We start from the raw sequence: 12,270 nt of genomic DNA, 5'->3' as shown, positions 1-12,270 counted from the left end.
CAGTTGAGGGAATCAGTTCCCGGTGGCGTACGAGAGGAAGGCCGACCATGCAGTGGCAGGGAAGGTGAGGTGGGGGCCATCAGCGGTCTTGCTGTCCCGGACGTGGGTGGCTACAGGCGTGTTGGCCACTTCCACGCAGTCGGTGGGGTCGCCGCTGCTGCTGAAACTGCTTTTGAACCACGCCAGTTCGGTGACACTCGAATCGGCGGAGGTGCGGGTCATGTCTCTCCAAGCATTCGCTCAATGAGGGCCCTCGACTCTCGTGGGGTGAGGGCCGCCGTACGGATCATGTTGTAACGCAGCTCCAGAATTCGTAGCTGCTTCGGGGTCGTCACGGGGCGCCCGTTGAACGCCCCGTCACTGCGCCCCACAGCCGTCCCGTCCGAGAACTTGAGCACCTCGATCAGCCCGCCCGTCCCGACATGATCTTCCGCGTCGCTCGGCATGACCTGAATCGAGACGTTGGGCAACTTGCCCAGCTCCAAAAGACGTTCAAGTTGGCGCCGTCGAACCATTGTGCCCCCAACCGGCCGCCTCAGAGTCACCTCCTCCTGCACGAAGCTCAGCGACGGCGCCGGGGACTTCTCGAAAAGAGAACTACGGGACAGCCGACCCGCCACCGCCCGCTCCACCTCCGCTTCCGTGGGAGTGGGCAGCCAGACCCCCATCAAAGCCCGCATGTGTTCCTCGGTCTGCAAGAGGCCATGGATGTTGTGGTTGCTGTACAGCCCGATCTCGACTGCCTTCGCCTCCAAGTCCGCGATCTTTCGGACCTTCTTCGGGTACTGGACCTTGGCGACGGGCTCCTTCATCGCCCGGATCAGCCCGCCCGCCCGCAACCGTTCCTCGGCCTTGTCCAGATACTCGGGCCGCGGAATCCGCGTGCCGCCCTCGACCTTGTAGACCAGGTCCTCGCCGTACCCCACGAGGGCCCCGAACTCCCCCGCCCGTAACCCCGCGGCCTCGCGGTGCAACTTGAGCTGCTGCCCCACGGTTTCCAGGACCGCCAGGCCCCATTCGTCGTCCGGATCGACATCCCAAGCGGGATCGTCGTCCTCGCCGTTGAGCCGCCCCGAGTCAGGTTTGTCCACACTCATCTCGCTACCTCCGTCGCGCAGTTGCACCGCAACGCGGATACCCGTACGGCCGGACCGGACAGCCCGGACAGCACCGGACAGACAGCCGACAGTTACCGTACGCAACCGCGATGTCACTGTTCACCGTAGGCATATGCGGCCACGCTAAGTCACGTGAACGAGAAAAAACCCCAACCCCTTGACAACGCCCGGCACTTCAGCGTCCGGCTCTCGGCCACGCGACGCGGTGCTCGCCTTGCCCGGCACTTCTCCGTCGCGTGGATGCGTGTGCGGGGTCTGCCGGTCCCGGTCGTGGAGTCCGCCGAACACGTCGTCGCGGAACTCGCCACCAATGCGGCGACGCACGGTCGGGTAACGGGCCGTGACTTCCTGCTCGTACTGAAGGAGGAGACCGATGTGCTGCGTATCGCGCTGACGGATACGCGGGGTGAGGAGTTGCCCAGGCTCCCCGGACCTCAACTCCCGGACGGGGAAGCCGAGTCGGGGCGGGGGCTGGTGCTCGTGGAGGCACTGGCGGACCGCTGGGGCGTGATTGCGGGGCCAGTGCCGCGTAAGACGGTGTGGGCGGAACTCGATTTGCCGGTAAGGGAGTTGGCGGGTCCGAGGCGGGAGACCCGCTCCGCGACCGGCCCCTGTCAGCCCTGGGTGAGCCCGGTGATCAGCTCGTCCGCCGCACGGTAGGCGTCGAGTTCCCCGCTCACCACGCGCGCGGCCAGGGCGCCCAGGCGCTTGTCCCCGTGCAGATCCCCGATCCGTTCCCGCAGCGCCGTCACCGCGATGGTCTCGACCTCGCGGGCGGCGCGGGCGCGGCGGCGTTCGGTGAGTACGCCGTGTTCGGCCATCCAGGCGCGGTGCTTCTCCAGGGCCTCGACGACCTCGTCGATGCCCTCGCCCCGGTCGGCGATGGTCTTGACGATCGGGGGGCGCCAGTCGCCGGGCCCCCGCGCTTCGCCGAGGCCGAGCATGTGGTTGAGCTCGCGGGCGGTGGAGTCGGCGCCGTCGCGGTCGGCCTTGTTGACCACGTAGACGTCGCCGATCTCCAGGATTCCGGCCTTGGCGGCCTGGATGCCGTCGCCCATGCCGGGGGCGAGCAGGACCACGCTGGTGTCGGCCTGGGAGGCGATCTCCACCTCGGACTGGCCGACGCCGACGGTCTCGACCAGGACGACTTCGCAGCCCGCCGCGTCCAGTACGCGGATGGCCTGCGGGGCGGACCAGGCCAGGCCGCCGAGGTGGCCGCGGGTGGCCATGGAGCGGATGTAGACGCCGGGGTCGGAGGCGTGCTCGGACATCCGGACGCGGTCGCCGAGCAGAGCGCCGCCGGAGAACGGCGAGGAGGGGTCGACGGCCAGGACGCCGACCCGCTTGCCCTGCCTGCGGTACGCGGCCACCAGGGCCGAGGTCGAGGTGGACTTGCCGACGCCGGGCGATCCGGTGAGGCCGACGACGTGGGCGTTGCCGGTGAGCGGCGCGAGTGCCGCCATGACCTCGCGGAGCTGCGGGGACGCCCCCTCCACCAGGGAGATCAGCCGGGCCACGGCTCGCGGCCGGCCCTTCCTGGCGTCGGCCACCAGGGTGGAGACGTCCTGCATTGCAGCTCCGTTTCGCTGTCGCGCTGTACGTGTCGCTCTGGCTGTCGCGCCGTACGGTGCGCGCTCTGCGTGGCGCGCCGTACGTATCGCCGTGGTGCGTACCGGACGGGCGTACCGGACCGGCCTCCTCAGGGGCCGGACCGGCACGCCCGCGGCCGGGTGTCAGGCCTTGGGGACCCGGACGATCAGGGCGTCGCCCTGGCCGCCGCCGCCACACAGCGCGGCGGCACCGATGCCGCCGCCGCGGCGCTTGAGCTCCAGCGCCAGGGTGAGGACCACGCGCGCACCGGACATGCCGATGGGGTGGCCGAGCGCGATGGCGCCGCCGTTGACGTTGACCACGTCGGAGGTGACGCCGAGGTCCTTGCCGGACTGGTGGATGACGGCGGCGAAGGCCTCGTTCATCTCGAAGAGGTCGATGTCCTCGACCGAGATGCCCTCCTTCTTCACCGCGTCCTTGATCGCGTTGGACGGCTGCGAGTGCAGCGAGTTGTCCGGGCCCGCGACGTTGCCGTGGGCGCCGATCTCGGCGATCCACTCAAGGCCCAGCTCCTCGGCCTTGGCCTTGCTCATCACCACGACGGCGGCGGCGCCGTCGGAGATCTGCGAGGCGGTACCGGCGGTGATGGTGCCGCCCTTGGTGAAGCTCGGGCGCAGCTTGCCCAGCGTCTCGACCGTGGTGTCACCGCGGACACCCTCGTCGTGGCTGAAAAGCACCGGGTCGCCCTTGCGCTGCGGGACCTCGACGGGGGTGATCTCCGCGTCGAAGTAGCCCTTCTGCTGGGCGGCGGCGGCACGCTGGTGGGACAGGGCGGCGATCTCGTCCTGCACCTCGCGGGTGATGCCGAGCTTGCCGTTGAAGTTCTCGGTCGAGGTGCCCATCGGGATGTTCTCGTGGGCGTCGGTCAGACCGTCGTAGTCCATGTGGTCCAGGACTTCGAGGGAGCCGTACTTGTAGCCGTGCCGCGCCTTGGGGAGCAAGTGCGGGGCGTTGGTCATCGACTCCTGGCCACCGGCGACCACGATGTCGAACTCACCTGCACGGATGAGCTGGTCGGCGAGCGCGATGGCGTCGAGGCCGGAGAGGCACACCTTGTTGACGGTGAGCGCCGGGACGCTCATCGGGATGCCGCCCTTGATGGCCGCCTGGCGCGCGGGGATCTGGCCGGCACCGGCCTGCAGCACCTGGCCCATGATCACGTAGTCGACCTGGTCACCGGCGATACCGGCCCGGTCGAGGGCGGCCTTGATGGCGAAACCGCCCAGGTCGGTGGCGGAGAAGGACTTGAGCGAGCCCAGCATCTTCCCCATGGGGGTACGGGCACCGGCGACGATAACCGAGGTGTTTCCGGTCGTTCCAGACATCAGGCACGGCTCCTTGGATAGGAGTGAACGAGGGTTTACTCGAATGTACTGAGCAGTAAGAGATGCGTCACCGGGCATGAAGTGTGATGGCGCGCACGTTGCGTAATCACCACCTGTGACGCTGCACTGAAACCATGCTGACGCGAATCGACCACATTGGGATCGCCTGTTTCGATCTCGACAAGACCGTTGAGTTCTACCGTGCCACTTACGGCTTCGAGGTGTACCACTCCGAGGTCAACGAGGAGCAGGGCGTGCGAGAGGCCATGCTCAAGATCAACTCCACCGACGACGGCGGTGCCTCCTACCTCCAGCTCCTGGAGCCCACCCGGGAGGACTCCACCGTCGCCAAGTGGCTCGCCAAGAACGGCGAGGGCGTGCACCACATCGCCTTCGGTACCGCCGACGTGGACTCGGACGCGGCCGACATCAAGGACAAGGGCGTCCGCGTCCTGTACCCGGAGCCGCGTATCGGCTCGATGGGTTCCCGCATCACGTTCCTGCACCCCAAGGACTGCGGCGGGGTCCTGACCGAGCTCGTCACCTCGGCGCCTGCGGCTGGTGAGGGGTCCGGTCACTGAGAGGCCTGACCGGCACATACCAGGGCCGGTAGTCTTGGCTCCGGCCGTCCACAGGCGGGGTGCGACCCTCCGCCTCGGGGACGGCCGTGGGCCGGGGTCCGGGTTTCCGGGGGGCGTGCAGTGGGCAGCAGCCCACGTGTTGCCGTTGATCTGACACCATTCCCCGGGGGCCTCGTTCGGCGTAGAGCGCGGCTCGTAGGAAAGACTGCGACCAGGGGACGGATGGGACCGCGCAGTGCGTGGCTATGAGCGCCAGGAGCGAGAGCGGGCTGAGGACGACCACCTCTCCCGGTTCGAAGCCGAGTTGGAGCGGCTGAAGACCGAGCGGGAAAAGGCCGTCCAGCACGCCGAGGACCTCGGCTACCAGGTCGAGGTGCTGCGCGCCAAGCTGCACGAGGCGCGCCGCAATCTCGCGTTCCGTCCCGCCTACGACAGTGCCGATCTCGGCTATCAGGCCGAGCAGTTGCTGCGCAACGCCCAGCTCCAGGCCGACCAGTTGCGGTCCGACGCCGAGCGGGAGCTGCGCGAGACGCGCGCCCAGACGCAGCGCATCCTCCAGGAGCACGCCGAGCAGCAGGCCCGGCTCCAGTCCGAGCTGCACGCCGAGGCCGTCTCCCGGCGCCAGCAGCTCGACCAGGAGCTCGCCGAGCGGCGGCAGACCGTCGAGTCGCACGTCAACGAAAACGTCGCCTGGGCCGAGCAGTTGCGGGCCCGTACCGAACAGCAGGCGCGGCGGCTGCTCGACGACTCCCGCAGCGAGGCCGACCAGTCGCTGGCCGCCGCCCGCGCGGAGGCGCAGCGGCTCACCGACGAGGCGCGCAGGCGGCTGGCCGAGGAGGCCGAGTCGGGCCGTGCCGAGGCCGAGGCCACCCTCAGGCGCGCCCGCAGTGACGCCGAGCGGCTGCTGGGCGCCGCGTCCACGCAGGCCCAGGAGGCGACCGAGCACGCCGAGCGGCTGCGCAGTACGTCCGCGGGCGAGGCCGACGCGGCCCGGCGGCAGGCGGCCGAGCTGAACCGGTCCGCCGAGGAGCGGATGGCGGAGGCCGAGAAGGCGCTGCGCGAGGCCCGGGAGCAGACCGAGAAGCTGGTGGCCGAGGCCAAGGAGGCCGCGGGCAAGCAGCTCAGCGCCGCCGAGGCCGCGAACGAGCAGCGCACCCGTACGGCGAAGGAGCAGGTCGCCCGGCTGGTCGGCGAGGCCACCAAGGAGGCCGAGGCGACGAAGGCGGAGGCCGAGCAGGTCGTCGCGGACGCCAGGGCCGAGGCCGAGAAGCTGATCGCGGACGCGGCGGAGAAGGCCCGTAACGTCGCCGCCGAGGAGACCGCCTCGCAGACGGCGAAGGCGGCGCGTACCGCCGAGGAGGTCCTGACCAAGGCCGCCGACGAGGCCAAGGCGACCACCAAGGCGGCTGCCGAGGAGGCCGAGCGCACCCGCAGTGAGGCCGAGGCCGAGGCGGACCGGCTGCGCGCCGAGGCGCACGACATCGCCGAGCAGCTCAAGGGCGCGGCCAAGGACGACACCAAGGACTACCGCGCCAAGACCGTCGAGCTCCAGGAGGAGGCGCGGCGGCTGCGCGGCGAGGCGGAGCAGCTGCGTGCCGAGGCGGTCGCCGAGGGCGAGAAGATCCGCGGCGAGGCGCGGCGCGAGGCGGTCCAGCAGATCGAGGAGGCGGCCAGCTCCGCCGAGGAGCTGCTCACCAAGGCGCGGGCCGACGCCGACGAGCTGCGGACGACCGCGACCACCGAGAGCGAGCGGGTCCGCTTCGACGCCATCGAGCGCGCGAGCACCCTGCGCAAGCAGGCCGAGGACGCCCTGGAGCGCGCCCGCAATGAGGCGAAGCAGCAGGGCGACGAGGCCGAGGAGCGGGCGGAGGCCACCCGGGCCGCGGCCGAGCGCGCGGCGACGGAGCTGCGCGAGGAGGCCGAGCGCGGCATCGAGGCCCGCGAGCAGTCGGTCGCCGAGGAACTCGGCCGGGTACGGACGGAGGCCGAGGAGCGGCTCGCCTCGGCGGAGACCGCGCTGACCGAGGCCCGCACCGAGGCGGAGCGGCTGCGCCGGGAGGCCACCGAGGAGGCCGAGCGGCTGCGCACCGAGTCCGCCGAGCGGGCGCGCAGCACGACCGAGAAGGCCGAGACCGAGGCGGACCGGCTGCGCACCCAGGCCGCGGCGGACGCCTCCCGGTCCCGGGCCGAGGGCGAGGCCAATGCGGTACGGCTGCGCACGGAGGCGGCCACCGAGGCGGAGCGGCTCAAGACGGAGGCGCAGGAGTCGGCGGACCGGGTACACGCCGAGGCGGCCGCGGCCGCCGAGCGGGTGGGCGCCGAGGCCGCCGAGGCGCTGGCCGCCGCCCAGGAGGAGGCCGCACGGCGGCGCAGGGAGGCCGAGGAACTGCTCGGCTCCGCGCGCGAGGAGGCCGACCAGGAGCGCGAGCGGGCGCGCGAGCAGAGCGAGGAACTGCTCGCCGCGGCGCGCAAGCGGGTCGAGGAGGCGGAGACCGAGGCGCAGCGGGTCGGCGCGGACGCGGACCGCCGGGCCACCGACCTGGTCGCGGCCGCCGAGCTGACCGCCAAGGAGGTACGGGACGCGGTCGCCGGTCTGCACGAGCAGGCCCAGGAGGAGATCACCGGACTGCGCAACGCGGCCGAGCACGCCGCCGAACGCACCCGGACCGAGGCCCAGGAGGAGTCCGACCGGGTACGCGCCGAGGCGCACGCCGAGCGCGAGCGCGCCACCGACGAGGCCGCCCGGCTGCGCACCGAGGCCCAGGAAACCGCCGACAGCGCCAACTCCCTTGCCGCGCAACGGGTCGCCGAGGCGACGGCGGAGGCCGAACGGCTGCACGCGGACGCCACGAGCGAGGCGGAGCGGGTGCGTACCGAGGCCTCCACCGAGGCGGAGCGGGTACGCGCGGACGCAGCGGGCGAGGCCGAACGCCTGCGCGCGGAGGCCGCCGACTACGCCCAGCGGCTGCGCACCGAGGCCTCGGACGCCACCGCTTCCGCGGAGCAGGACGCCTCCCGTACCCGCGCCGAGGCGCGCGAGGACGCCAACCGGATCCGTTCCGACGCCGCCACCCAGGCCGACGCGCTCATCAACGAGGCCACCAGCGAGGCCGAACGCCTGCGGGAGGAGACGACCGCCGAGGCGGAGCGGGTACGCACCGAGGCCCTCACCGAGGCGGAGCGCCTGACCACTCAGACCCGGACCGAGGCCGAGCGGGTACGCGCCGAATCGGTCGCGGCAGCCGAGCGGTTGATCGCGGACGCCTCCGCGGACTCGGAGCGGCTGCGCACCGAGGCCGCGCAGACCCTGGCCTCTGCGCAGGAGCACGCGGAGCGCGTACGGGCCGAGTCGGCCGCGCTGCGGGCCACCGCCGAGGAGGAGGCCGAGCGGATGCGCAGCGAGGCCAGGGCGGAGTCCGACCGGACCCTGGACGAGGCGCGCAAGGACGCCAACAAGCGCCGCTCGGAGGCCGCCGAGCAGGTCGACACCCTCATCACCGAGGCCGCCGCCGAGGCCGAGAAGCTCACCGGCGAGGCCCAGCGCGAGGCGCACAAGACCACGGCCGAGGCGGAGAGCCGGGCCGACTCCATGGTGGGCGCGGCCCGCAACGAGGCCGAGCGACTGGTCTCCGAGGCCACCGTCGAGGGCAACTCCCGGGTGGAGAAGGCCCGTACGGACGCCGACGAACTGCTCGTCGGGGCGCGCCGCGACGCCGCCTCGATCCGGGAGCGCGCCGAGGACCTGCGCGAGCGCATCACGGGCGAGGTCGAGGAGCTGCACGAGCGCGCCCGACGTGAGTCGGCCGAGGCGATGAAGTCGGCCGGTGAGCGCTGCGACGCCCTGGTGAAGGCCGCCGAGGAGCAGCTGACCGAGGCCGAGTCGCAGGCCCGCGAGATGAGGTCGGACGCGGAGTCCGAGGCCGGGCGGGTACGCATCGACGCGGTCAAGCGGGCCGAGGCGCTGCTCAAGGAGGCCGAGCAGAAGAAGGCCGAACTCGAGCGCGAGGCCCGGCAGGTCAAGTCGGAGGCCGAGGAGGAGGCCCGCCGCTCGGTCGAGGAGGGCAAGCGCGAGCTGGAGGTTCTGGTGCGCAGGCGCGAGGACATCAACGCCGAGATCGCCCGCGTCCAGGACGTCCTGGAGACCCTCGGCTTCGAGACACCCAAGTCCGCGGCGGACGGCGGGGGCAAGGCGCCCGCGGGGGCCGGGGCGACCGGGTCGAAGTCCGGGGAGAGCTGAGGCGGGGGCCGGTCGGCGGCCCTGCTGACGGGGCCCGGGCGGGCCGTGTGCGCGCAGTCCCGGCTGCCCCCGCCCTTCGGGCAAACGGCGTGACGTTGCGAGCACGTCCCGACAGCCGGGGCGGTGGCGACCTGCGTCTTTCCCTTCCGTACACTCCCCTCCCTGAACGCTCCGTGGGGTCCGGCCCGAGTGCCGGAACGTGACAGCGGGGCGCGGATCTTGGGAGTGCGCGATGACCGGACGACAGGTGATCCGTCGCGGTGTCCGGCTCGGTCTGCGTATCGGGACCGTTCCCGCGATCCTCTTCGGTTGCCTGTGGCTCGTCGCCGCCGCGGCCCGGCTCTTCGGCGGTACGTCCGCCGGTAGTGCGGCAGGCCCGCTGAACGGTGTGACGGCGGTGGGCGGCAGCCTGGCGGTCGGTGTCCTGCTCGGTGCGGCGACCGGTGGTGCACTGGCGCTGGCGCCCGAATGGATCGCCGCACGCGCCGCGTTGCGGGGACTGCTCGCCGGGGCCGTCGCGAGCACGGTGTTCCTGGGCGAGGTCGTCGTGGTGGCGTTCGCGACCGAAGGGGGCTACGCCCCGATCATGTTCACGCTGCTCGCCACACCCGCGGTCGGTGCCGCCGCGGCGGCACACAGCGGGGACATCCTGGGCCGTACGCACTACCACCCCTGGCTCTCGCACGCTCACTGAGGCCCGCCCCGGTTGGACACATGCGCCACCTCCCCTCCACTCTGGTGACCCCTGCCGTTCCCGCGAACGTCCCGCGAACGTCCCGCGAACGTCCCGCTACGGGCGCATGGTTCGGATTTCGCGCCCCGGCGTACGCTGGAGCGAAGGGTCGCGGAGTCCCAACTCGGCTGTGCCACCGGCGGATTCAAGACTTTCCGGAGTGTGGACGCGGTAGCACTCACCCCGGGCGGAACGGTAAATTCCGTGCTTTGTAGGGTGCTTGGCGACCACCCCTGGCAAGTGCTCCGGTCGTCAGCCACCCAAAAGAGGTGTCATTCTCCAGATCTAACGGGCATCAGCTCGATGACACGCCGTCCGGACCTCTAGGATTCCCCCTATCACCTCACCGGTCTCTTTCGACAGGAACCCCATGAGCGACACTTCCCCCTACGGCTTCGAGCTTGTGCGGCGTGGGTACGACCGCGCTCAGGTGGACGAACGCATTTCCAAGCTCGTTTCCGACCGCGACAGCGCCCTGACCCGGATCACGGCCCTGGAGAAGCGGATCGAGGAGCTCCACCTCGAGACCCAGAACGCCCAGGCCCAGATCAACGACGCCGAGCCTTCGTACGCCGGTCTCGGCGCGCGGGTCGAGAAGATCCTGCGCCTCGCCGAGGAAGAGGCGAAGGACCTGCGCGAGGAGGCCCGTCGGGGCGCCGAGCAGCACCGCGAACTCGCCGAGTCCGCCGCGCAGCAGGTCCGCAACGACGCCGAGTCGTTCGCCGCCGACCGCAAGGCCAAGGCGGAGGACGAGGGCGCGCGGATCGTCGAGAAGGCCAAGGGCGAGGCGACCCAGCTCCGTTCGGACGCGCAGAAGGACGCCCAGTCCAAGCGCGAGGAGGCCGACGCCCTCTTCGAGGAGACCCGCGCCAAGGCCGCCCAGGCCGCCGCGGACTTCGAGACCAACCTCGCCAAGCGCCGCGAGCAGTCGGAGCGCGACCTGGCCTCGCGTCAGGCGAAGGCCGAGAAGCGTCTGGCCGAGATCGAGCACCGCGCCGAGCAGCTCCGCCTGGAGGCCGAGAAGCTGCGCACCGACGCCGAGCGCCGCGCCCGCCAGACGGTGGAGACCGCCCAGCGCCAGGCCGAGGACATCGTCGCGGACGCCAACGCCAAGGCCGACCGCATCCGCAGCGAATCCGAGCGCGAGCTCGCGGCCCTCACCAACCGCCGCGACTCGATCAACGCCCAGCTCACCAACGTCCGCGAGATGCTGGCCACGCTGACCGGTGCCGCGGTCGCCGCCGCGGGCAGCCCGGCCGAGGAGGAGTCCGGCTCCACCCGCAGCGTCCCGGCGCAGCAGACCCGCTGACCCGGTAGTTCGCAGCTTCACGGAGCGAGTGCTCTCCCGGCAGCCAGCGCTCAGGCAGCCGAGACCGCGCAGAGCCCCCGTCACCGCATCCTCGCGGTACGGGGGCTCTGCGCTGTGCGAGCGGTCTTCGCGCTGTGCGGGTGGTCTCCGCGCTGCGCGAGCGGGGAGCGTGCACCACCATCGAGTGCGCTGCGAATGCATCCGCACGCCCCGATTGCGCGCCCCACCAAGAGGCGGAGCCCGCAACCCCGCCTTAGCGTGGAGCGCATGATCGAGCTGGAAGGGCTGACCAAGCGCTACGGCGAGAAGCTCGCCGTCAACAATCTGAGCTTCACGGTGCGACCGGGCATCGTCACCGGCTTCCTGGGCCCCAACGGCGCGGGCAAGTCCACCACGATGCGCATGATGCTCGGGCTCGACCGTCCCACCGCGGGCGATGTCCGTATCGACGGCACGCACTACGACCACCTCAAGGACCCGCTGAAGTACATCGGCGCGCTCCTGGACGCCAAGGCGATGCACGGCGGCCGCAGCGCGTACAACCACCTGCTGTGCCTGGCCCAGAGCAACGGCATCCCCAGAGCCCGGGTGAACGAGGTGCTCGACACGGTCGGCCTGACCGCGGTCGCCAAGAAGAAGGCCAAGGGTTTCTCGCTCGGCATGGGCCAGCGGCTCGGGATCGCGGGCGCGCTGCTCGGCGACCCGCGGATCCTGATGTTCGACGAGCCGGTCAACGGACTGGACCCCGAGGGCATCCACTGGATCCGCAACCTCATGAAGTCCCTTGCCGCACAAGGCCGTACGGTCTTCGTCTCCTCCCACCTGATGAGCGAGATGGCACTGACCGCCGACCACCTCGTCGTCATCGGCCAGGGCCGCCTGCTCGCCGACACCTCCATGGCCGAGTTCATCCGCCAGAACTCCCGCTCGTACGTACGCCTGCGCTCTCCCCAGTACGAGCGGCTGCTCGACGTCCTGCACCACCAGGGCATCACCGTCGTGGAGGTGGGCGGCGGGGCGCTCGAAGTGGACGGTGTGGGACCGGAGAAGCTCGGCGAGCTGGCGGCCACGCATCAGGTCGTGCTGCACGAGCTCAGCCCCCAGCAGGCCTCACTGGAAGAAGCGTTCATGCAGCTCACCGCCGAATCGGTGGAGTACCACGCGCACAGCGACCCGCGGCTGGTGCAGGGCGCTGCGGCGGTGCCACCGGGCCAGTTCCCGGACTCCGTCCCGCTGGGGCCGCCGCCGGGCGGCGCCCCTCCCCCGGGCGGCACACCCGGCGGCCCGACCACCGGCGGCCCCGGTGCCCCGGGCTGGGGCGCCGGCTGGCGACGCCCCGGAAAGGGGGAGTGAGCG

10 protein-coding genes are annotated in these 12,270 nt (G+C 71.5%); 6 read left to right on the top strand and 4 right to left on the bottom strand.

The window, feature by feature from the left end; genetic code table 11:
- Window positions 1-12: 12 nt before the first annotated feature.
- Together HUT18_RS25410 and HUT18_RS25405 are read right to left on the bottom strand one after the other, a co-directional pair.
- Window positions 13-222 carry a DUF397 domain-containing protein gene (locus tag HUT18_RS25410; protein ID WP_176102859.1) on the bottom strand — a complete coding sequence of 70 codons (210 nt, stop codon included), beginning with the start codon at window positions 220-222 and terminating at the stop codon, window positions 13-15.
- Entirely contained in the window at window positions 219-1,097 is an 879-nt protein-coding gene (locus HUT18_RS25405) for a helix-turn-helix transcriptional regulator (protein ID WP_176102858.1), read from the bottom strand. Before HUT18_RS25405 ends, HUT18_RS25410 begins: the two co-directional genes overlap by 4 nt.
- 153 nt (window positions 1,098-1,250) lie before the next feature.
- On the opposite strand from HUT18_RS25405, the gene HUT18_RS25400 reads away from it, so the two are divergent.
- Window positions 1,251-1,778 (top strand): ATP-binding protein, encoded by a 528-nt coding sequence (locus HUT18_RS25400; protein WP_176102857.1) that lies wholly within the window; start codon window positions 1,251-1,253, stop codon window positions 1,776-1,778.
- Here HUT18_RS25400 and meaB read toward each other — a convergent pair.
- Together meaB and HUT18_RS25390 are read right to left on the bottom strand one after the other, a co-directional pair.
- A complete protein-coding gene (gene meaB / locus HUT18_RS25395) occupies window positions 1,733-2,689 on the bottom strand; it encodes a methylmalonyl Co-A mutase-associated GTPase MeaB (RefSeq protein ID WP_176102856.1) in 957 nt (318 codons plus the stop codon). The genes HUT18_RS25400 and meaB overlap by 46 nt on opposite strands.
- Before the next feature lie 162 nt (window positions 2,690-2,851).
- Complete coding sequence (locus HUT18_RS25390) at window positions 2,852-4,054, bottom strand: acetyl-CoA C-acetyltransferase (RefSeq protein WP_176102855.1); 1,203 nt, start codon at window positions 4,052-4,054, stop codon at window positions 2,852-2,854.
- A 134-nt stretch (window positions 4,055-4,188) separates the two neighbouring features.
- Between HUT18_RS25390 and mce the strand changes: the two genes are divergently transcribed.
- The 5 genes from mce (at window position 4,189) to HUT18_RS25365 (ending at window position 12,267) form a co-directional block, all read left to right on the top strand.
- Entirely contained in the window at window positions 4,189-4,635 is a 447-nt protein-coding gene (gene mce / locus HUT18_RS25385) for a methylmalonyl-CoA epimerase (RefSeq protein WP_176102854.1), read from the top strand.
- Between the two features lie 235 nt (window positions 4,636-4,870).
- Window positions 4,871-8,872, top strand: coding sequence for a polarized growth protein Scy (gene scy / locus HUT18_RS25380; protein WP_176102853.1), 4,002 nt, complete (start codon window positions 4,871-4,873; stop codon window positions 8,870-8,872).
- A gap of 232 nt (window positions 8,873-9,104) precedes the next feature.
- Entirely contained in the window at window positions 9,105-9,566 is a 462-nt protein-coding gene (locus HUT18_RS25375) for a hypothetical protein (RefSeq protein ID WP_176102852.1), read from the top strand.
- 409 nt (window positions 9,567-9,975) lie between these two features.
- Window positions 9,976-10,914, top strand: coding sequence for a cellulose-binding protein (locus tag HUT18_RS25370; protein ID WP_176102851.1), 939 nt, complete (start codon window positions 9,976-9,978; stop codon window positions 10,912-10,914).
- Window positions 10,915-11,181: 267 nt separating this feature from the next.
- Window positions 11,182-12,267, top strand: a complete 1,086-nt coding sequence (locus tag HUT18_RS25365) for an ABC transporter ATP-binding protein (protein WP_176102850.1) — start codon at window positions 11,182-11,184, stop codon at window positions 12,265-12,267.
- The last annotated feature ends 3 nt before the right edge of the window (window positions 12,268-12,270 follow it).

Source organism: Streptomyces sp. NA04227 (assembly GCF_013364195.1).
In the GTDB taxonomy this organism is placed as follows: domain Bacteria; phylum Actinomycetota; class Actinomycetes; order Streptomycetales; family Streptomycetaceae; genus Streptomyces.
Note: the sequence above shows the minus strand (reverse complement) of the source record. Positions and strands in the feature narration are given on the sequence as shown.